Here is a 20,361-nt window from a genome sequence, read left to right as displayed (position 1 = left end):
GCGTACCTGCCGGGGCGGTGTCCGCGGCCGCCGTCGGTGAGGCGACATCGATCGGGCCGGGCGGCACCGTCGGGCGCGGGGAGCCGCTGCCGCCCACCACCGGGTGTGACGGCGCACTTGCAGGGCGAAGCGCGAGAGTGATCTCGTTCCAGCACTGTGGCCATGGCGGACCCGACGACCGCGGCGTGCGGCGCCATGGAGTCTTCGCTCACGGCGACAGCGTACGGTTCGCCTCAGGCGCGCCAACGGGTGATGGCGGCGGCGTCCGCTCGCGTGCCCGGCTGTCCGGGATCACGGTGTCGGAAAGTGGGATCGCGTCCTCGACCACCGCGAGCCGACCCCCGAGCATCGGCCTAGGTACTTCGCCGGGGTCGCCGCAGAGCAGCATCCGCACAGCGGCCCACACCAGGTTTACACCGGTCATACGGGTCTGGTAAATGCCCGCCGCTGCCCTGGCGTTGACTTCCAGGAGCACCGGTTGCCCTTTCCAGTAACGGAATTGGACGTTGGACAGGTATGCGAGCCGGAAGTGGCCGACGGCCAGCCGGGCGAGTTCCATCACGTCGGGGTCGTCCACCAGAGTCCGGACTCTGCCCGACTTGGCCCGGGCGATCGCGCTCACCAGGGTGCCCGCCGTGTCAGACAGACAGTCGACACTGACCTCCGGAGGATCCAGGTACGGCATCACGATCAGCTCGGGAACGGTCTCGCCCCTGTCCTGGGCATGCTGCAGCGCGTCCGCGACTGCCGAGACCGATGCCGTCGGCCGTGGCAGGCGCTCGAAGTCCGAAACCTTCAGCGGGGAGTCGTCCAGGAGCCGGAAGCCGTAGGCCGAGTACTCGCCCGCGGGCTTGACGCACAGAGCACTGTCCGTCCCGGCGAACTCCTGGACCGCTTTCCGCAGACCGTCGGCATCGGAGACCGCCCGCCACGGGGCGACCGGCACTCGAGAGCGCTCGGCTGCCGCGTACATGCGGCTCTTGTCGGTCACCGCGCGGAGCGTCTCGGCGGGTGCGCACATGACCCTCGTGTCGACCGCCGAGAACGCCTCCGCGCGGTCGGCGAGTGCCACCAGACGCGAGGACGGCATGATCACGTCGATGTCGTGCCGTTGGCAGAAGTCGATCGCGAAATCGAAGAAGGCCTCATCCTCGCCCGGCTCGGGCTCGACCACGTCGCACGCCGTGAGCGCCGGTGCCGCCGGGTCGGGATGGGTGCCGTAGACCTGTACCCGGGCGTGGTCAGGGTTGTCGCGCAGCATCGGGATCAGGTGCACTCGTGCGGGCCAGATCCTGTTGAACCAGATGCGCACGTCCACCGTCCCACCTCGCTTCCGACGCACCGGGACGACCGGGCGCGGTGCCGTCCGCCGGGACGCAGGTCCCCCCGGGCCGGGCAGCCAGTGCCTTCGCGCAGTCCACCGTTGCTGTGAGTCCATCCTGTCACCGTCCTACGGCCGAGGCCGCTGCTGGTAACCGTTCAGCTTCGGTGCACGGTTCAGCGTGATCGCGGACCTCGTCGAGCACGCCCTGCGCGACCAAGCCCGGCTACCGATCGCGGACCTGGGACACGGGCCCGGCCGGGATTCGACCGCCTGCCGGACGCCGTCCCGAGCGCTGCGCGATGAACGTTTCTGTACAGCCTGCATCACTTGGGCTACGTCGTCCTGCCGCAGGCCGACGCCGGCTGGGTCGGCGTGGCCGGGCCCGGTTCGTCGTACCTGGACGAGGGCTCGGGCGGACCGGAGAACGACTTCACCAGCCGCAACACCGCCTTCATGACCTGGAACCTGCTGCACCTGGCCCGGATGCTCAGGGACGCCGGCGGCATCCCCGCCCACGGCAACCAGCGCTCCGAGTGGGAGGCCGGCTGCCGCTTCGACTTCGAGAACCCCCAACACCGCTGACCCCGGCGCCGGGCTGCTGGCGACGCGCGGCCGCCGGGGGTGGAGGTGGGCTCAGGGAGTGCGGGTGTCGCTCTTCAGCGCCAGGTCGACGCAGAGGGCCGTCGCGATGACCAGGGTGCGCAGTGGATCGGCGAGCGGCCGCATGATGCGCAGGACGTAGTGGTCGGCCCGGGTGAAGGTCACCCGGGCCACGCCCTCCCAGGTCTTGGTGATGTGGGCGATCTCCGTGCCGGCCAGGTCCAGGACGGAGATCTCGTCGCCGCGTAGGCTGCTGTCCCGCACCGTGCCGATCTTGTGCTCGGTGGTGTGGATGTCGAACACCGGTCGCAGGCCCTTCCCCTGGAGGGCGATCCGTCCGACCGGCGTGCCGTCGGGGTAGGTGACGGACACCTCGGGCCGGAGGAAGTGAGCGGCCTTCTCCAGGACGAGTGCGGGGGCGCCGTCGGCGTCGCGGACCTCGACCGTGCGACGCAGCTCGCTCGCGAGGGCGGGGGACAGCAGCCGCGCGGCCTTGTTCAGCACGTGGTGGCCGGTCTCGACGGCCCTCCCCACCTCTGTGCCGTCGCGGTCGAACACCGTGTACTCGGCGGTCAGTTCGATGAGCTTCGGCTTCTCGTTGAAGACCAGGACCGACTCGCTGAACAGACTGCCACCGCCGGGCGCTGCCGACTCGTCCGGCTCGATCCCGGCGGCGAACCGCACCTGGCGTCGTATGCGCCTGCGGTCCCTGTCATCGGCGTCATCTCGCATGCCGCAGAGCGTAGTCCGTGGCGGAACAGGATCGAACAGCCGGGACGGAACGGATCCGGCGCCGCGCCGGCGGCCTGGGGTGCGAGAGCGCGGGTTCACTCGGCGGGGGAGGGTGGCGGTGCGGCGTTGGGCGAGGAAGGTGAGCTGCGGCGGGATTCGCGATGCGGCCGAGGACCCGCCACCGCCGCTACCGGGACCGTTACGATGAGATGACGAGATGTCACGGGTTCGGGGGAGAGCTGATGCAGGACGAGATGACGCCCGGTGGGCCGCAGCCGATCGTGGCGGGGGAGTGGCAGCCTCCGGCGGAGCTGAATACCGGAATCCCCCACCCTGCGCGGATGTACGACTACTACCTGGGTGGCAAGGACCATTTCCCGGCCGATCGGGAGGCTGCCGAGAAGATCATCGCGCTGATGCCTGATGCCCGGCTCGGGGCGCGGATCAATCGCGAGTTTCTCGGCCGTGCGGTGGAGTTCGCGGTCGGCTCCGGTATTCGGCAGTTCCTGGACATCGGCACCGGGATCCCGGCGATGGGCAGCACCAGCGAGGTCGCCCACCGAGTCGCTCCGGATGCCCGCGTGGTCTACGTCGACAACGACCCGATCGTCCTCACCCACGCCCGTGCCCTGCTGGCCCACCACCCGGCCGGGCACACCACGGTTCTCCACGCAGACCTGCGTGACCCGGTCGCCATACTCGCCGATCCGGGCCTGAAGCAGGCACTTGACCTCTCCCGGCCGGTGGCCCTGATGCTGGTGGCGGTGCTGCACTTCGTCCGGGACGAGGAGGGGGCCGCCGAGACGGTGGCCCAGCTGCGGGACGTCTTGGCGCCCGGGAGCATGCTGATCCTCTCGCACGGCACGCAGGATCTGATGTCGCCGCAGGCGGCCGAAGAGACCACCCGGATCTACCGTGGTGCCAGTTCGCCGCTGGTCCTGCGGGCGCGGGCCGAGGTGGAGAAGTTCTTCGGGGACTTCGAACTGGTTGATCCCGGACTGGTGCAGCTTCCGCTGTGGCGGCCGCAGGGGCAGCTGCACCAGGGCTGGCAGGAGGCGGCTCCGGCCTACGGGGGAGTTGCTGTCAAGCGGTGACGCGAACTCCCGGCGCCGAGCCCGGCGGAGCCGGCTCCGCCGAGGGCCGACGCTAGAGATCGTCTTCAAAGGCGATCAAGTAGCTGGAAGATCACGGTTGGCGTGATCCGCCGCCATGAGCTCTCGGATGTCGAGTGGGGCTTCTGTCTCGGCTCCCATCGAGGTCAGGGACTGGGCGGCACCTCGGCGGGAGCGGGAAGGAGATGGCCTCTAATACCCGGAGACCACCCGCCGGCTGGTCGGCCAGTGAAGCCCAACACCTTGCTCCGGCAGCCGACAGCCGTCCGGATGCCAACGAGGGCGCGTCGGACCCCGCCGGGCTGGCCCCGTGCAAGCAGCTGCAGCGCGAGCACCACGTCGAGGCTCCAGGCACCCCGGCCGGGTCGCCACCCTAGGTCAGCCGTGCCTCACTGGGTGATCGTCGGCGGTGGCGTCGAGGACATCGACCCCGACGCTGTGGGTTGGCGAGCGCGCATCGGCGCGGCGCGCCGACGAAGGGGCAGGGGTTCAGGCAGCTGACCGCACAGATTCGAGGAACTGCTTGACACCCTCGGCCCGCTGGTGCGGCAGGAATCCGGCCTCGAGGGCGTTGATCTGGCGGATACAGCGGGACGCCCCGATCCGCCGGGCGAGGGCCAGAGCCTGGTTTGCGGTGGCGGCGCTGTGGTCGATCTCGCCTTGTCGGAGGAGGCTTTCGGCTTCGTAGGTGAGGAAGACGGCGCGGGTTTTGTCGCGGGCTGTGGGCAGGAGGGCGACGCCCTGGGTGATCTGGTGGTGGGCGGGGCCGGGGCGTCTGCGTGAACACCGTCGTCCCGGGAGCGATCCAGGTCGACGCCGAGCACACCCTCTCCGCACACCACCGCGCCAGGCCCGAAGACCAGCTCGCCCGGCAATGCGTCCCCCGCCGGGGCCAGCCCGACGACGTCGCCGCCGCCATCGCCTTCCTCGCCAGCCCGGCCGCATCCTTCATCACCGGCCAGACGTTGCACATCGACGGCGGCTGGCTGCTGCACTGACCACCCCGTTCCACCGACCACGAGGGAGAACCCGCCCATGACCGAGCGCGTCCGAGCCGTCCTGATCACCCCGAACAACACCATGCTCCTGATCAAGCGCATCCGCCCCGGCATCGACCCGTACTGGGTGATCGTCGGCGGCGGCGTCGAGGATACCGACGCCGACCGCAAAGCCGCACTCCTGCGAGAGATCAACGAGGAGATCGCCGGCGACGCCGAGATCCTGCGCCTGCTCCACCAGATGGACAACCCCAAGGGGGAGACGGAGTACTACTACCTGGCCCGCATCGAGAAGTGGGACTTCGACAACCGCACCGGCCCCGAGTTCGCCCGCACCGACCGCGGCGAGTACATCCTCGAAGAGATCCCGCTCACCCAGGAGGCCGTCGAATCCCTGAACCTCATGCCCTCGCAGTTCAAGGACGTCCTGTGCGAGGCCATCGCACGCGGCGAACTGATTCCCGCGCTATAGAGCGCAGCGCGGCATGGGCACGCCCATCCTGCTGGCGAATGCCCCCCCAGAGGGCGGCCGGCCGGGGCCACCCCAGCCCGGCCGCCACCTCGTCGTCGCGCCGGTAGTGGTGCGACGGCGGCCGCGGTCCAGGCTAGGGTCTGTCCAGCGACTGGTGTATCTCGTGTTGTGTGAGGTACCGGAAGCCGGCCCGGTGGCCGATGCGACGGCGTTGCCCTGGTTTTGCTGTCCTGACCAGTGGCGGAACTGAAACGCGGTAGGCAGTTGTCCACGTCAGCACGCAAACTTGACGCTCCGTGCGGAGTGGTCCCACACGGGGGAGTGCCCGGCGGGCTGTGAGGCGGCCTGCTGGACGGGGATCCCGGGGGTGGAGAGGGAAGACCATGACGGTTGTCCTGGCAGGCAGCCAGGTGGCGCACAGCGCGGTGTCCGGCTTGCTGGCGGAGGGCGAGCCACCGGCCCCGGGGGAGAACCCCGGCGGGGAGGGGTTGGCGGGGCTGATCGCCGCGGCCCTGGAATGGGTGGGCTGGACCGCCGGCATGGGGGTGCTGGGAGTGCTGACCGTCCTCGCCGGGGGGGCGTGGATGTGGGGCCGGGCGCCGAGGGCCACCGGCGGGGAGAGGCGCCGGGCGAGCTAGGGCGGTGCCGTCTTCTGCTGGGCCGCACCCACGGCCTGGCCGCCGCCCGTGCTCACCGCATCGTGAGGACCTGCGTCCGGCTTCGCATCCGGGCCCTGGCCTACATGGCGTTCACCGGCGCCGGCGGAACGTTCGCCGTGCCGGCCAGGCGCCCACCCCGCAAGGAGCTCAGCACCGGGCAGAGGTCGATGAACCGGGCCCACGCCCGTCTCCGCCACCCGGTCGAACGCGGAGTGGCCACGGTCAAGCGCTGGAGGATCTTCCGCCGCGCGCCCGCTGCAGTCCGAACTGGCTGACGTCAGCAGCCAAGGCCGTCCTCACCCTGGAGTTGTACCGCTGAAAAGGCTCATTGATCTCGTGGCGGGCGGAGATGAGCCGACGGATGCGGCACGGGAGCGGACAGAGCTCTTGTTGCCGCAGACCGTCGGGCGTGGCCGTCCGTGACGTGATCACTGGCAAGTGGTCAACCGCATGCTGCGGCGGTCACGGACGGGAGCTTCGTGGCGTGATCCCCCGGAGCAGTACAGCCTGTGGCCGACGGCTGCCCCGCTTTCCGCGTTGCCAGCAACCCCGGCAGCCGAACTCGTCGGTGCTGCACGGTGGTCCTGGGCCACTGCCCCTGCCGGAGTGGTGGCGAGCCGACGCGCTGCCTTGCCTCGCCAGCGGCCTGTCCACCACGGTACTGGTGGGCTTTCAAGTGCAGGCACATCGGCGCATACCGCGCCGGTATCGTGGCGCACGCCACGCACAGATAGGACCCTTTCGTGGACCACCCAGTCCGTCCGCCGGCAGGCCGGCAACCACGTCCGCAGCTCGGCGACCTCCTCGAACGCAGTGCCGAACTGAAACGCGGACTCGTCGACTATGTGCAAGGACCGCGTTTCGAACGGCAACTGACCGCGGCTTTGCTGGAGGCCGCAGGAGACGATCTCGTACTGGACGAGACCCGGTTCATCGGTATCGTCGACCACTTCGCGCTGCAGCACCGTCTGCGTGACGGGCGTACCCCGCTTCAACGGTACGTGGCCACGTGCCCGGACCTCTCCGAGGCGGAGCGGGAGATGATGCTGGGCTGGCAGGACGTGGTCGAGGGTGTGTTCGAGATCCGGGCCAAGGACGGCGATGCACTGGTTCTGCTGAACCTGCTCGACGACCTGGAGTACCGCACCTACTCCAACGCCGGCCGCGTAGGCTTGCGCGGCACCGTGAAGGGCGGGTTCGTCGTCGGCCGGATCGTGCCCATCGTGCCCTGTCCGGGCACGTGGCTGATCTCAGGAAGCCTGGCCTTCTTCCGCAAGTCCGACGGCCCCGAAGTCGCCGAGATCGCGCTTCGGGCAGCCGTGGAACATCCGGCCTTGGTCTTTCGCAACCCGGACAAGCTCGCCCAGGGCTGGGAGCAGATGCGCCGAGAACGTGAGGCGTTCATGGCCTACTTCGGCACCGACCAGCTCGTACTGCCCCCTGCCGAAGCCCAGAACAGCGTCAACGCCTTCACCCGCCACCGCTGGGAGTCCGCCCGCACCCAGAGCGACAGGCACGACCCTGCCGAGCCCTTCCCCCAGCACCTGTCCTTCACTCTGCCCGAAGACCTCGCCGACGCGGACACCGTCGGCATCGTCTACGACCAGGTCGAGGGCATGAACTTCTACCGCGATTACGGCCTGCTGGACGCCCTGTTCACCGACCCCGCCCTCGCCACCAGCCGACGCCACGCGTCCCTGCTGCGCAGCTACATGCGGGACTCCTCCATCACCCCGCTGCCGATCCAGCGCATGGCGGCTGCCCACCCGGACACGGTCGACGCCGTGATCGGCAAAGTGCTGCGCAAGCCCGGGTTCACCTGGGCCGAGCACGGAGAAGCTTGGCTGCGGGAATGCAAGGCGGACTTCTACCAGCGTGAACCACTTCCCGGTGTCTCCGTGGTCGGCGACCGCCTGGCCGAGCTCGTCGCCACCGGCCGGCGATGACCGGCCACCAGCCGGTGGGACCGACTCCTGCATGAGGGAGCCGTCGTCGGCGTGCGTCGGCGGCACAGTACTGAAGGAGGTACAGCAGGCGCCGGCAGAGTGCGAACACGGGAGACACAGGGGACCAGGAGGACACCGAAACTGTCGACCGGCAGGCCATTGACGCCGGCGGACCTGGTTCTGCCCCGGATGCACAGCTGAGGTCGTATGGACTCGACCCGGACAGCTCACCCGGCCCCCCCTGGACCCAACAGAACGCGAACGCCCGCTGGCGACGCCATGAGACGCGCCGAGCGGGACGACTACCGGACGGCCCGCCCCGCCCACCGCCGTGACCAGGCGTGTCGGTATCTGCCTCTACCCCTTGCCGCACCGACGACCCGGGGGAGAGGAGCACAACCCGTGAAGACCCCAACCCGCGCCACCGGACTGCACCACACCTCCGCGCCCGCCCTTCCACCCACCGGCGATGTTCCTCCACAGCGTCGCCCGGCCCGCACATCCGTGCGCCACGGGCAGGCCTCCTGCGCGGACTACGGCTGCCCCCTGCCCGCCTGCCGCGAAGCCGCCCGCCGCGCCCGACGACGCCGCAACCAGGACCGCGCCGCAGGGCTCCCGTCCCGCGTCGACCCGAAGCCTGCCGCCGGCCATGCCGCAGTGCTGCGCCGACGCGGCATGGCCGCCCAGGACATCGCAGACGCCTCCGGGATCTCCGTCACGATGATCCGCCGCCTGCTGCGCCCGGCCGACCTGCTGCCGGTGCCGATCGCGCGGACCACGGCCGAAGCCGTCCTGGGTGTCGCGTTGCCGACCCGCCATCAGAGCGTCCGGTCGCCCGGACGGGGCCTGATAGGCGCTGCTCCTGCCGCTGCTGTCCTGAGAGAGCTCGCCCTGGCCGGCTGGCCCGCCACCTACCTCGCGGCCCACCTGCACACCAGCACCCAGACGATTGCCGCCGTCCGCGACGGAGAGCGTCGGCGCCTGTCCATCCCCCTCGACCAGCGCATCCACCACCTCCACTCCCGCCTGGCCACCACCACCCCGCACACCGAAGGCATCCGAGCCGCCGACGCCACCCGCACCCGCGCCTGGATGCTGCGCCGACACCCTGCAGGCCCGAACATTTCCAACGACGGCGGTCGTGCCCCCGGCTTGTGGCCTGAGCCTGGAATCCGCCGCCAGTAGGTAGCGGCCTTGGTAACGCCCTCATCGGCGATCTTGGTCCACAGACGCAGTCCCAGCGCTCGTTCCGCTCAGCGCTCTTGATGAGACGGGCGTTCGGCTGGCGGACCGCGTGATCAGGACAGGCGGCGCGGCAGCGGCTCGGGCCGTACGCGGGCGATCAGGAGGGCTACGTCGTCGTGGTCGCCGGGGTGGCGAAGTTCGTGCAGGAGCCGGTCGCAGGTTTCGTCGACAGTGGGATCGGGCTGGGCGAGTAGGCCCCGAAGCCGGTCGAGGCGCTCATCGATGGGCTGGTCGCGGGTCTCGACGAGCCCGTCGCTGTAGAGGACCAGCCGGTCGCCGGGGCCCAGGTCGAAGGCGGTACTGCTGAACGGCCCCGCGCCCACCCCCAGGGGTGTGCCGGTGGGCAGGTCGAGCAGGTCCGGCGGCCCGTCCGCGCGTGCCACGACGGGGGGCATGTGGCCGGCGGTGGCGATGCAGCAGCTACCGGTCGATGCGTCGTAGACCGCGCAGACACAGGTGGCGATGTACGGGTCGAGGCCTTGGGTGATGCGGTCGAGGTGATCGAGGATCTGGGCCGGGTCGAGGCCGAGTCCGGCCAGGGTGGACGTGGCGGTGCGCAGGCGTCCCATGGTGGCGGCGGCGGGGATACCGCTGCCCATGACGTCTCCGACGACCAGCGCGGTCCTGTCACCATCGAGCAAGATCACGTCGTACCAGTCGCCGCCGACCTCGCTGAAGGTCAGGGCGGGCCGGTAGCGGGCGGCGAGCTCCAGATGAGGGTGGTGGGGCGGGAGCTCGGGAAGCAGACTGCGCTGCAGCGTCTCTGCTGCGCCGCGGATCCGCTGGTGCAGTCGCGCATTGTCGATGCACACGGCGGCGCGAGAGGCCAGTTCGCCGGCGAGGGCCAGGTCGTCGTCGTCGAACGGCCGCGGATCACGGGCCCGGGCCAGGCCGACGACACCGAGGATCTGCCCCCGGGCGATGAGGGGAACGGCCATGTCGGTGTGGACGCCCGCGGAGGCCAGCAGCTTCGCGGCATCGGGGCCGGTGGAGATCCGGGCGAGCCCGGGGTTGTCCACGTGCCGGATCAAGAGGGGGCGGCGGGTGCGGATGCAATGGGCCGCCGGATGGTCGGCATGGTAGGCGGTGACGCGGCCGGGAGGGACGATGGCCCGAACAGCCTCGGTGGGGTATGCGGTTTTCACGGCCAGGGCGCGGAACAGCATCGACCCGGTGTCGGCTTCCGGAGTGCCGTCGTGCAGCATGGCGTCCAAAACATCCACTGCGACCATGTCGGCCAGGCCCGGGACCATGACGTCGGCCAGTTCGCGGGCAGTCTGCTCCACCTCCAGGGTGGTACCGATCCGCGCGGAGCCGTCAGCAATGAGGGCGAGGCGCCGTCGGGCGTGTTCGACCTCCAGGCTTGCCCGGTGCCGGTCGGTAACGTCCACCACCGAGTTCGCAACGCCCAACACCCGCCCGCTCGAATCCTCCAAGCGGAAGAACGACACCGACCAGGCATGATCGTGATCCGGGTCGGCCCGAGTACGGCCCACGGTGTACCGGTCGACGATCGGCGTCCCCGACTCCAGGACCTGCCGCATCCCGACCTCCGCAGTGGCAAACTGCCCCGGCGGCATGACGTCCCGGAAACGGCGGCCGAGGTGGTCCTCTTCAGAAACGCCGTGGATCCGGGCCAGGGCAGGATTAACAGCCACATAGCGAAGCCCGACATCCAGGACGGCCAGCCCGATCGGAGACTGGGAGACCAACCGCGTCGAAAGAGCCACGTCGCGCTCCACCCGACCAAGCGTCAACCGATCGGCGGCAAGCCCGAGCGCGTAGACATCACCGACGCTGTCCGTCAGCCGCATACTGCGGAACTCGACCAGACGGGTACTGCCGTCCTTGTGCCGGACAGGGAACGCCCCCGCCCAGCCGCGGCCCGTCCGCAACACCTCCGAAAACAGGCCGACCGCCAGGTCCCGGTGCTGCGGATGCAGGAGCAGCGGCGCCGCATACTCGCCCACCGCCTCACTGGCACGGTAACCGAACAGCTCCTCCGCCTGCGGACTCCACATGTCGATCCGCCCGTCGGCCTCCAACAAAACCGCCGCAACACCCAGGACATCCATCAGGCCGCTCGGCCCCGACGGAGCACCCTCTGGGCCACCGCTCCCGGCCCCGGACCGTTGTCCATCCCCCATCGCATGATCTCCCTCCACCGACCCGATCGCGCCCCCGCTGCTCCCCTCTCCTTCGCGCCTGCACCTGCCTTTCCATCCTCTCCCGCGCGCTCGTGTCCCGCGTACGGCCCGGCCTATGCCGGTCGACGCCCGCTCGCGCCGCAGCGCCCGCTGCCTGCCGACGTTCCGATGCGATTGCCGGGCGACCTGATGCTGCGCTCTGCGACAGGAAATCCTCCGGTCGGCTCGGCGAGTGAGGGTGCTGCACGCCCGGAGAGGGTCGAAGAATCTCCTGCCGCGCAGGTCCGCAGCCCGCAGACACGGCACTTATTACTGGCAGCGAAGTTCGAAACGATCCTCCCGCATTCGGCCGAGCGGCAGCGGCGTCTGCTGATAGAAGCGGAAGCGCGGTCGCTCGGCCACAGCGAGATCCGGCTGGTCGCGCAGGCGGCGGCTGCGTGGGAGGCGACGGTGTCGCTGGGGGTGCGCGAGCTGGAGTCCGGCAGACCCCCGCGGCCCGCTCCACGGCGCCCGTCGCGCAGCCCGCTCCTCGGCGACCTGGCCGACCCGGACACCCCGACCGTCCGCCACGAGACCCTGTGGCCGATCACCGGCTGACCCACCCCCAACCCGCCCGGTGGGCCGGCCCCGGCCACCGGCGAGCGAGCAGGCAGGACCACCCGCCCACCATCCCGTCCGGCCGGGCCCGCTGTGCCTTTCCGAGGGCCCGTGATGCCCCGCTCGCTGCGGCCCCCGTCACTGTCCGCCGTCACCGCCGCGCCCGGCCCTGGTGGCTGGTGTCTGCCCGGCCCACCCCGGGCGGCTGGCCGCCTGGGGGCTGCCGGTCCGCCGCCGGCGAGCGGGCGGACCCGATGCCGACAGGGGCAGCGCGGGTGGCAGGCTCATTCGTACAGGCCCACGCCCCAACACGATGCCTTGCCTGCGCATCGTGCGAGTTCGGCGGTTGCCGATCTGTCAGGCCCGGCTGTCGTTCGAGGCCGGCGACGGGGGCCGACAGGGTGAACGGCGACCTGGTGCCCGGCGGGACGGCTACTCGCGACCGGGGGTCCGCAGCGGGGGCCGGGACCAGAGCGCGTCCGGGCCGTCGGAGTCCGGCCGCAGCCCGAGTTCGCGGAGCTGGTTCACCGCCGTCATGGCCGCGAACATCGCATTCGGGTTCGCACCGCCCCCGCCGACCTCCGCGACGGCCTGCCCGTATCCGGTCGCGAAGGCGCTCGGCCGGACCGCGCCCTCCCCGGCGAGTCGCAGTGCAGCCCCCTGCAGGGCGACGGCCTGGTCCAGCAGCCCGTCCAGGTGTGCCACCGCCTCGGCGCCGCGGCGCAGGGCGAAGGTGTGCCCGTCGGTGAGGACCTCGGCCTCCTTCTCCTCGAAAAGCCGGGCGACGGACCCCAGCGCGGTCTGGATCTTGAGCTGGTCGGCGTCCATCATCGCGCCGCACGGCCCGTTGCCCTCGTCGGACAGGTGGAGGACCCCGCAGTCGCCCAGATGCACCACCACGTGCCCGGCGCAGTGGCCCCGGGTGCGCAGGACGCGGACCGCCCCGCCGGCGAAGGTCCACCCCGTGAAGCGCAGCGAGCCGAGCCGGATCCGCTCCAGTGGCAGTTCCTCGTACGTCCGGGTCGTCGCCCCGAAGGGCCGCATCGGCCGGAACAGCGACAACACCGTGTCGGCGAGCGCAGCGGGTGGGGGCAGCGGCGCCGTCCCGGCGATCCGCTCGAAGGACCGCACCCAGTACAGCGCCGGATCCCGCATCTGGCCGAGATCCGGCGCCGGCACGTAGTGCGCGACCGGTACGCCCAGTTCGTCGGCCAGGTCGTTGTTGGCGATGTGGTCCGGATGGCCGTGCGTGGTCAGCACCAGCGCCCGCGACCAGGGCCGGACCCGGTCGACCGCCGCCCGCAACGCCGCCCGGAAGGCCTCGGTGACGCCGGTGTCGACCACCACCAGCGTGCTGCCCGTCCGGTGGACGACGCAGTTCCCGACGTCGGGCCGAGCGTGGGCGACGTCCAGTTCCTGCCCGACGACCAGGACCGTCCGGTCGTCGATCCCGATCAGATCACCGAGCGCGGTCATGAACCCTCCCGCGGTCTCGTCCGGGCCGGCCCGCCGTGGAGCCGTGAGGTGCAGGTGACGAGCCCCGGACGCCCGCCAAGGGCTCCCTGCCGGCGAGCCTACGCCGCACCACGCCCGCTGTCCCGACCAGCCCGCCTGACCCGTTGCACCGCGGCCGACCGCACGACGCCACTGCGCTGCTCCATCGCCCTGACGCCCCCTCACCCTGGCAGCCGAGTGATCCGAGGCGGTCTCCCACAGGGTGTCCGGCGTGGGGCGAGCCCCTCCGGCCACTCTTGGCCCTGCCCGGAGTGCCCGACGCCGGGGCCAGCTCGTGGTGCCCCGGGGCCGACCGCCTCGTGGACGGCCGCGAACCTCCGCTGGGGCCGGAGGACTGGAGCGGAGAGGGGAGGGGCGGGCCCCGTCCCGTGGGGGGTGTACCCGCACCCCACGGGACGGGGGCCGCCGGCTGTCAGGCGATGCCGTGCTGGTCGCCGTTGATGTCGCAGTCGTGGCCGGCACTGAGGTAGCCGTCGCCGCTGTTGCTGTAGTCCGGCTCGACGCTGCCGCAGGCCTTCACCCACACGTCCGCGCCCTCGGGGATGTTCCAGGGGTGCTTGTCGTCCGTGGTGTTGCAGCCGGAGTCGTTCCGGATCGTGCGGAAGTGCCAGCCGTAGCCGGACTTGTACCACGTCAGCTGAGCCCAGACGGTGTCGCCGTCGCACTTGTTGTCGTGGATGTGGAAGACGTCGCCGTCGGCCTCGAAGTAGGCGTCGCCGTCACCGTTGTTGGCGTACGAAATGTGCGAATTCTGGCTGGCGCTGGCGGTGGATGCGGATCCGAGGACCAGTAGAGCGGCTGCAGCGGCGGCAGCCGAGAAACGACGCAGGGATATGGCGGTCATCCCGGTAGTCCTCCAATGGGTGGGGGGAAAGGCGGCTGAGCTGCATGGATGTCATGCCCAGTCCGGAAGGTGTGGCCGTACGCTCTCACACCGAGTCGATCGTGATCAAGGGTCTGGCCCGCAATGCTCCTGGAAGGAAGAATTCTTGAGGGAGCGGCAGAAGACCTCTCGGACGGCGGGGGCACGCGATGTGCCGGTGCGGCGGTTCCGGAGGGGGAACGAAGAAGAATCGGGCGATTGTGCGGAGTTCCTGCGGAGCCGGTCGTACGGTTGACGCGCCACTCCGTCGAGCGCCGGATCCTGCACGGATACGCGGTCTGGCACCATCTTCGCCGACTCCGCCGCCGCATCGGCGAACAGCACACCACCCAGCTCCAGGACCTCAACGTTCGCTGTCATGTGACCGCGGCCGACAACTTCCTCACCTGGCTCGCTGGCGAAAGACTCACCTCGGGCAGCTGCACTCAGCCCGACCTGGAACGCTGGATGGCCGATCCCGACTTCAGCTACCGCGACGAGACTGGCCACTTCATCCGCTGGTCCGTACAGCATCGCCATGCCCACGGTCTCACCTGCGGCGCCGTCCGCTGGACCGGCCCGCAGGGCACCATCGACAGCGAGAAACGCTGGGCCGACGCACGGCGCCTCCTCAACGACAACACGCTGCCCACCGCAGATCGTGTCGCGGGGCTGCTGCTGATCCTCTACGCGCAGAAGATCTCCGCCATCAGCCAGCTCACCGTCGACGACGTCGACATCACCGGCGAAGCCGTCGCAATCGCCTTCGGAACCTCGCCCGTCACCCTTCCGGCCCCGCTGGCCACCCTGGTCCGCGAGCTCGTCGCGACCCGACGCGGCAAGGCAAAGATCGGCACGCCGGACAACAGCCCGTGGCACTTCCCCGGAGGACAACCAGGCCGGCCACTCAGCGACAGCCGGCTCGGCCTGCGGCTGCACAAGATCGGCATTCGACCCCAACAAGACCGTTCCACAGCCCTGTTCACTCTCGCCGCCGAGCTCCCCGCCACCATCCTCGCCCGGATGCTCGGCGTCCATATCCAGGTTGCCGTCCAGTGGCAGAAGGCATCAGGCGGTGACTGGGCCGCCTACGCGGCCGAAGTCAGCCGACGCACGACCTCGTGAACTATGCGTTCATAGGGAATCCCAGTGCTGGACATGGTGACTGTCAGGGATAGCTGCTGGTCAAGCCAAAGATCACCGACGGATCGAGGACACGACGCGACCTACGATGACGAGCATGGAACCAGTGCCCACCCTCGTCCACCTGGACAGCCCCTTCATCAACTTCCGAGACTTCGACTTCGGCGAGGGCTCCCATGGCTACCGCTGGGTCGATGCCAAGCATTTCCGGCTGCCGTCCGAGGTGCTGGACGGCCGAGACGCGCTGGCGGCCTTGATCTCACACCCTCAGTTTCGCGACACGTACGACGGAGCTGGTGTTCACGACTGGCCGCGGCACGGCCAGTGGTGGCTTGACCGCATCACCCCTGACACCTACGAGGCCGTCGATGCCGCGACGGCAGCCGACGTCATCCACTCCTGGGCCAGCCAGCACGGCAACGTCCCAGAGCCACTCGCGTCACGCCTGCATCAGGAGATCTACATCCCGATCCGCAAGGCGACCAGCAGATACCTGCTGGGGCAGCTTCCGGAGGACGCGTTCCACGACTATGGCCCCATCCACATCGACTACCACGAACTCGTCCTCATTGACCGCCCTGCGGCGACGCTCACGCTCCTCGTCGCAGCCGACGACTGACGCTTCGACGATCACTGCCGCCAGCACTTGGAGGGGAGGCATTCGGGCAGTTTCAATACCCGACTCCACCATTAGCCGTCTTCAACGAGGACGTCGTCCGCCACTGCCAAAGCCACCTCGCCCGCCGACGCGCAATGCGCCCACAGGACGAGTACCGGCCGGCCACCGACACCGAGTGGCGCGAGTTCGAGGAGCACTTCGACAAGCGCAAGCTCGAACTGGGCAGCTGCGGCCGGCCCTACGCGACCCCGTGCAGCCACGAACACGCCTGCATCCGCTGCCCGATGCTCCACATCGACCCGAAGATGCTCGACCGGCTCGCCGAGATCGAGGCCGACCTCCTCAGCCGCCGCGAGCGCGCCGAAGCCGAAGGCTGGCTCGGTGAGATCGAGGGCATCGACCTCACCCTCACCTTTCTCAACGGCAAGCGCGAGGAAGCACTCCGCCTCGCTGCCAAGGACCGGGTCGACCTCGGCATGCCGGCCCGCAGAGAGAAGATGAAATGAGCCTCACGGACATGAAGCACCGTCCCGCACAGGACTCACACCAGCAGCCGAATCGACGGAACCTCCGCATCCACCCCGATCTCCGTTTTGCAGCCTCCGCAGTACACACTCGTGGGACGCCGCACGTTCGTCTGGATCGAGCCTTCGCCGGACGTCTCCTGGTGAGGGCAGTAGTTGCCGTAGTGCAGGCGGACCCAATTGCTCAGCGGCGTTGCGTCCGTGCCCCGCTTGGCATCCTTGAACGGCGCCCACCAGAAGTCCACCACCGTCCGCAACGCCAGCCGGTCGTCCTGGCTCGTCACGTCGAACGCAGCGATCCGAGCCGCGGTGAAGTGCTGCTCGTTCCTGCCGCTCCAGCAGACGGCCCGCTCGGCGCCCCGCTCCAGCGAGGTGGTGCGGCCGACCCGCTCGCAGACGAAGCAATCCAGGCTCAGCTGGATCGCGGGTTTCCAGAACAACCGATCACGATGAACCTTCTCAAGCCCAGACAGAACCGCGGTGATCTCAAGACTGCGCAACATCGTGCGATCGTCGCACAGCTGCTACAGCGACGCCGGGGGTGTCTGCGCACGCGTGAATGTGCACAGCCGCGTACGAGTGAAAGTGCCCAGGTGCCTGGGACACTGAAGGTTCTCGACCGGCCTCTCCACTAACTGATCATTTCAAAATGAGGTTCGGAGCTTCCGTAGGCAGATGATGCTGCAGGCGAGTGGGAGCAGGCCGAGGTGGAGGTCGGCGCGTATCTCGTAGCGGATCCGCAGGCGCTTGAACTGGTGGAGCCAGGCGAAGGTCCGCTCGACCACCCGGCGGGTCTTGCCGAGTCCGGAGCCGTGGGCGACGCCGCGGTGGGCGAACTTCGGCGTGATGCCCAGGCGGCGCAGGATGCGGCGGTACTTGTCGTAGTCGTAGCCGCGGTCGGCGAAGAGCCTTCGGGGGTGTCTGCGGGGCCTGCCGCGCAGGCCTCGGATCGGTGGGATCACGTCCAACAGGGGCAGGAGCTGGGTGACGTCGTGGCGGTTGCCGCCGATCAGCGTGACGGCGAGCGGGGTGCCGTGCCGGTCGACGATCAGGTGGTGCTTGCTGCCCGGCCGGCCCCGGTCGACCGGCGAAGGTCCGGTGTGCACCCCCTTGAGCGCCCTGACGTGCGAACCGTCGATCGCCGCGTCATCCATCTCCAGCAGGCCTTCCGCCCGCAGCTCGGCGAGGAGGAGCTCGTGCAGGCGCGGCCACACGCCCGCATCGGTCCAATCCCGCAGCCGCCGCCAGGCCGTGATCCCGCTGCAGCCGGTCCGCTCCGCGGGCACGTCCCGCCAGCTCACGCTCTTGCCCAGCACGTACACGATGCCGCGCAGCGCGGCACGGTCGTCCGCGGGAAGCCGGCCGGGGTATCGGTGGCGTCGCGGCGGACGTGGCGGCAGCAGCGGAGCCACCCGCTCCCACAAGTCATCAGGCACAAGATCATCCGACGCGTGCAGCACTCTGCCGCCCGGCCACCTCAACTGCTAAGCCCCTGAGTCGAACTCATTTTGAAATGATCAGTAAAGGTGGCCCTGCTGGCCGGCCTGGGATCGGTGCTTACCGCCCACGGCCTGGCCTGGTCGCGTTCCGGCGCGCGGCCGAGCCCCACCGTCGTCGCCGTCTGCGTCGCCCCCTTCGCGTTCTTCGGCAGCCTCGGCCTCATCTGGACACAGTGGCCGCTCGCCGTCGCCCTGGGCATCCCCGTCCTCGGCTGGCTGGTCACCACCACACTCGGCACCGCATTCGCCTGGCAGGACGCCTGACACCCTCGCGCCGGCCGGCCGGCGTTGCAGGGGATGCGGCAGGCGACGGCGCGCCCTCCCGCGACGCGAACCCGGGACGAGTCAGTGGTTCCGGTCATGCCGACCTCGCGCGTTGACCACTCGCGCTGCCTCCACGCGGTAGCGGAAGTCGCGCAGCCTGGGGTTTCGGCCCACGGTGTCAGTGCGGTGGTCGGGGAGGTCACCGGCCGGTCGAGCACGGTCGGGTGGCGGTGGTCCCCGACCGTGGACCTGCGAGCGCGGCCAGCCCCTGACCACGGGTCAGGCCAGCTACGGCAGGCCCGGGCGGGTATCGCCTGTTTCTGATCATCAGACACGGGCACGGATCAGAGCACGAGCGTGCCCAGGTCGCGTACGGTGTCGGCGAGCGCGCGGATCGCGTCGTTCTCGGCCTCGCCGCGCCAGACCAGCACGTAGCTGAGGGTGGCCAGATCGGGCACCGGCAGCCATCGGATGTTCGGCATGCCCCAGTACCGGGTCACGTGGCCGGGGAAGGTCTGCACGATGTCGCCCATCGAGATCAGGCTGATCAACTCGTCCGGGCCTCGCACCAGATGGGGACGCTCGATGGCACGGCCGCGCGGAGTGTGGAAGGGCAGGTAGCTGTCCTCCCAGTAGCCCGGAACACCGGTGGTGGTGGCGTGCGCGAAATCCGCGAACGCCTCCAGCGGCGCGGTGTCGCGCCCGGCGAGCTCGTGGTGGTCGGCCACGGCCAGCACCCGACGGTCTGTGAGCAGTGCCGGACCGACGGTCAGATCCGCTTCCTCCACCGGAAGCCAGGCGACGAAGACGTCCATGTCGCCGTCGCGCAGCGCGCCGAACGGGTCGGCGTACGGCGCCGGTCTGATCTGCAGCTCCCACCGGGGATGGCGCCTGCGGAACGCACGCCAGTAGTGGTGCAGGTCGACGATGTTGAACGGCATCATGCCGATCCGCAGCCGCCCGGTCACGCCCCGCCCGGCCATCCTGGCCCGCTCCAGCGACTCGTGCAGACCCGTGTACACCGGCAGCAGATCGTCGCGCAGTTGCCGGCCGACGTCGGTCAGCCGGACCGTACGACTGGTGCGCTCGAACAGCACGGCACCGATCCGGCGCTCCTGCTTCTTGAGGGCCTGGCTGACTCGTGCCTGGGATACGCGCAGACGCTCGGCGGCCCGGCCGAAGTGCAACTCCTCGGCGAGCACCAGGAAGATCTCGATGTCCCGGAATTCCACTCCACCCCCCGTGTCCTCGACCGATAACCCCACGGTTGTCGATCAGCGCGGAAGTTTACGTTGATCGGATGACGGTGCGCCGCGAGGCTGGACGACATGGAACCACGCATGAGGAACCCCGCGTTCGTCCTGCCCGACGCGATGAAGGGCATCGGCAGCATCATCAAGGCCGTCGGCCAGGGCGGAATCACGCACGAGCTGCAGGAGATCGTCGCGCTCCGCGCCAGCCAGCTCAACGGCTGCAGCGCCTGCGTCCACGCCCACGTGCAGAACCTGCGCAAGGCGGGCGAGAGCGAGGATCGGATCGCCGCGGTCGCCGCCTGGCGGGAGGCCCCGTTCTACACCGACGCCGAACGCGCCGCACTCGAACTCGCCGAACGGGCCACCAGACTGGCCGACCGTTCCATGGACGCGGTGCCCGACGAACTGTGGGACCGCCTGCGCGGCCACTACGACGAGGAGCAGCTCTCCGCGCTGATCCTGCTGATCGGCGTCACCAACTTCTTCAACCGCCTCAACTCCGTGGTCCGCGAGCCAGCCGGCACCTCCTGGGGCTGATCCCCCCACCCTCACCACGAACCGGCACAAGGCCACGCCCAACCACTGCCCGAAAACGCGGGACCAATGCCGGACGGCCGGCCGCCGGTGCGGCCCACCGGCCGAATCCGGCACGCCGGTCTCATGCGTCGGGCCAGAGCCGACAGATTGAACCCCCCGCCGACATCGGCAGGGCCGGGCCGCTCTGCTATCGGAGGGCCGAGAACATCCAGCAGACCCCGCGGCGCCTCCTCGCCACCAGGGCCGCCCTGCGGCAGGACGTCGGCGGCGGTCAGCACCATGGAGCACCACGTGCTGCACGTACAGAACTTCG

Annotated in this window: 21 protein-coding genes and 2 pseudogenes; 15 read left to right on the top strand and 8 right to left on the bottom strand. The window is 69.9% G+C overall.

Features of this window, described 5'->3' with window-relative positions; all coding sequences use genetic code 11:
* Nucleotides 1–208: 208 nt before the first annotated feature.
* The gene (locus ABD353_RS30200; RefSeq protein WP_344626859.1) at nt 209–1,318 is read right to left on the bottom strand and encodes an ATP-grasp domain-containing protein; all 1,110 of its coding nucleotides are present in this window, start codon (nt 1,316–1,318) and stop codon (nt 209–211) included.
* Nucleotides 1,319–1,611: 293 nt separating this feature from the next.
* Here ABD353_RS30200 and ABD353_RS30195 point away from each other — a divergent pair.
* Nucleotides 1,612–1,906: pseudogene (locus ABD353_RS30195) on the top strand (flavodoxin family protein); the annotation flags it as partial.
* Nucleotides 1,907–1,957: 51 nt separating this feature from the next.
* On the opposite strand, the gene ABD353_RS30190 reads toward ABD353_RS30195, so the two are convergent.
* The gene (locus ABD353_RS30190; RefSeq protein WP_344626858.1) at nt 1,958–2,656 is read right to left on the bottom strand and encodes a phospholipid scramblase-related protein; all 699 of its coding nucleotides are present in this window, start codon (nt 2,654–2,656) and stop codon (nt 1,958–1,960) included.
* A gap of 242 nt (nt 2,657–2,898) precedes the next feature.
* Between ABD353_RS30190 and ABD353_RS30185 the strand changes: the two genes are divergently transcribed.
* The 8 genes from ABD353_RS30185 (at nt 2,899) to ABD353_RS30150 (ending at nt 9,028) form a co-directional block, all read left to right on the top strand.
* On the top strand, nt 2,899–3,750 hold the full coding sequence (locus ABD353_RS30185; RefSeq protein WP_344626857.1) for an SAM-dependent methyltransferase: 852 nt from the start codon (nt 2,899–2,901) through the stop codon (nt 3,748–3,750).
* Between the two features lie 561 nt (nt 3,751–4,311).
* Nucleotides 4,312–4,551, top strand: coding sequence for a hypothetical protein (locus ABD353_RS30180; RefSeq protein ID WP_344626856.1), 240 nt, complete (start codon nt 4,312–4,314; stop codon nt 4,549–4,551).
* Nucleotides 4,548–4,766: an SDR family oxidoreductase gene (locus ABD353_RS30175; protein WP_344626855.1), complete on the top strand. Its 219-nt coding sequence runs from the start codon at nt 4,548–4,550 to the stop codon at nt 4,764–4,766. The genes ABD353_RS30180 and ABD353_RS30175 overlap by 4 nt, the downstream gene beginning before the upstream one ends.
* Before the next feature lie 37 nt (nt 4,767–4,803).
* The gene (locus tag ABD353_RS30170) at nt 4,804–5,238 is read left to right on the top strand and encodes an NUDIX hydrolase (RefSeq protein WP_344626854.1); all 435 of its coding nucleotides are present in this window, start codon (nt 4,804–4,806) and stop codon (nt 5,236–5,238) included.
* A gap of 383 nt (nt 5,239–5,621) precedes the next feature.
* A complete protein-coding gene (locus ABD353_RS30165) occupies nt 5,622–5,876 on the top strand; it encodes a hypothetical protein (RefSeq protein WP_344626853.1) in 255 nt (84 codons plus the stop codon).
* A complete protein-coding gene (locus ABD353_RS40585) occupies nt 5,819–6,172 on the top strand; it encodes a transposase family protein (RefSeq protein WP_425555285.1) in 354 nt (117 codons plus the stop codon). The genes ABD353_RS30165 and ABD353_RS40585 overlap by 58 nt, the downstream gene beginning before the upstream one ends.
* 468 nt (nt 6,173–6,640) lie before the next feature.
* On the top strand, nt 6,641–7,843 hold the full coding sequence (locus ABD353_RS30155) for a hypothetical protein (RefSeq protein WP_344626852.1): 1,203 nt from the start codon (nt 6,641–6,643) through the stop codon (nt 7,841–7,843).
* A 402-nt stretch (nt 7,844–8,245) separates the two neighbouring features.
* Nucleotides 8,246–9,028, top strand: coding sequence for a hypothetical protein (locus ABD353_RS30150; protein ID WP_344626851.1), 783 nt, complete (start codon nt 8,246–8,248; stop codon nt 9,026–9,028).
* Nucleotides 9,029–9,141: 113 nt separating this feature from the next.
* Here ABD353_RS30150 and ABD353_RS30145 read toward each other — a convergent pair whose 3' ends face one another.
* Nucleotides 9,142–11,235, bottom strand: coding sequence for a SpoIIE family protein phosphatase (locus ABD353_RS30145; RefSeq protein WP_344626850.1), 2,094 nt, complete (start codon nt 11,233–11,235; stop codon nt 9,142–9,144).
* 312 nt (nt 11,236–11,547) lie between these two features.
* Here ABD353_RS30145 and ABD353_RS30140 point away from each other — a divergent pair.
* Nucleotides 11,548–11,748 (top strand): annotated as a pseudogene (locus tag ABD353_RS30140) (ISAzo13 family transposase); the annotation flags it as partial.
* Nucleotides 11,749–12,264: 516 nt separating this feature from the next.
* Here the strand turns inward: ABD353_RS30140 and ABD353_RS30135 are convergent.
* Complete coding sequence (locus ABD353_RS30135; RefSeq protein WP_344626849.1) at nt 12,265–13,308, bottom strand: MBL fold metallo-hydrolase; 1,044 nt, start codon at nt 13,306–13,308, stop codon at nt 12,265–12,267.
* Between the two features lie 451 nt (nt 13,309–13,759).
* Nucleotides 13,760–14,191 (bottom strand): hypothetical protein, encoded by a 432-nt coding sequence (locus ABD353_RS30130; RefSeq protein WP_344626848.1) that lies wholly within the window; start codon nt 14,189–14,191, stop codon nt 13,760–13,762.
* A 270-nt stretch (nt 14,192–14,461) separates the two neighbouring features.
* Between ABD353_RS30130 and ABD353_RS30125 the strand changes: the two genes are divergently transcribed.
* The 3 genes from ABD353_RS30125 to ABD353_RS30115 all read left to right on the top strand — a co-directional run bounded on the left by ABD353_RS30125 (nt 14,462) and on the right by ABD353_RS30115 (nt 16,477).
* A complete protein-coding gene (locus tag ABD353_RS30125) occupies nt 14,462–15,334 on the top strand; it encodes a hypothetical protein (RefSeq protein ID WP_344626847.1) in 873 nt (290 codons plus the stop codon).
* A gap of 115 nt (nt 15,335–15,449) precedes the next feature.
* Nucleotides 15,450–15,971 (top strand): hypothetical protein, encoded by a 522-nt coding sequence (locus tag ABD353_RS30120; RefSeq protein ID WP_344626846.1) that lies wholly within the window; start codon nt 15,450–15,452, stop codon nt 15,969–15,971.
* 134 nt (nt 15,972–16,105) lie between these two features.
* Nucleotides 16,106–16,477, top strand: a complete 372-nt coding sequence (locus tag ABD353_RS30115) for a hypothetical protein (RefSeq protein ID WP_344626845.1) — start codon at nt 16,106–16,108, stop codon at nt 16,475–16,477.
* A gap of 35 nt (nt 16,478–16,512) precedes the next feature.
* On the opposite strand, the gene ABD353_RS30110 is transcribed toward ABD353_RS30115, so the two are convergent.
* Both ABD353_RS30110 and ABD353_RS30105 read right to left on the bottom strand, forming a co-directional pair.
* Nucleotides 16,513–16,998, bottom strand: a complete 486-nt coding sequence (locus ABD353_RS30110; protein WP_344626844.1) for a hypothetical protein — start codon at nt 16,996–16,998, stop codon at nt 16,513–16,515.
* A gap of 141 nt (nt 16,999–17,139) precedes the next feature.
* Nucleotides 17,140–17,952 carry an IS5 family transposase gene (locus ABD353_RS30105; protein ID WP_344626874.1) on the bottom strand — a complete coding sequence of 271 codons (813 nt, stop codon included), beginning with the start codon at nt 17,950–17,952 and terminating at the stop codon, nt 17,140–17,142.
* Nucleotides 17,953–18,021: 69 nt separating this feature from the next.
* Between ABD353_RS30105 and ABD353_RS30100 the strand changes: the two genes are divergently transcribed.
* The gene (locus ABD353_RS30100) at nt 18,022–18,258 is read left to right on the top strand and encodes a hypothetical protein (protein ID WP_344626843.1); all 237 of its coding nucleotides are present in this window, start codon (nt 18,022–18,024) and stop codon (nt 18,256–18,258) included.
* 344 nt (nt 18,259–18,602) lie between these two features.
* On the opposite strand, the gene ABD353_RS30095 is transcribed toward ABD353_RS30100, so the two are convergent.
* The gene (locus tag ABD353_RS30095; RefSeq protein WP_344626842.1) at nt 18,603–19,490 is read right to left on the bottom strand and encodes a LysR family transcriptional regulator; all 888 of its coding nucleotides are present in this window, start codon (nt 19,488–19,490) and stop codon (nt 18,603–18,605) included.
* A 96-nt stretch (nt 19,491–19,586) separates the two neighbouring features.
* Here ABD353_RS30095 and ABD353_RS30090 point away from each other — a divergent pair, with 96 nt between their 5' ends.
* Nucleotides 19,587–20,048 carry a carboxymuconolactone decarboxylase family protein gene (locus ABD353_RS30090; RefSeq protein ID WP_486326986.1) on the top strand — a complete coding sequence of 154 codons (462 nt, stop codon included), beginning with the start codon at nt 19,587–19,589 and terminating at the stop codon, nt 20,046–20,048.
* Nucleotides 20,049–20,361: the final 313 nt, after the last annotated feature.

Origin of the sequence: Kitasatospora arboriphila (genome assembly GCF_039528095.1) — a bacterium.
Lineage (GTDB): Bacteria > Actinomycetota > Actinomycetes > Streptomycetales > Streptomycetaceae > Kitasatospora > Kitasatospora arboriphila.
Note: the sequence above shows the minus strand (reverse complement) of the source record. Positions and strands in the feature narration are given on the sequence as shown.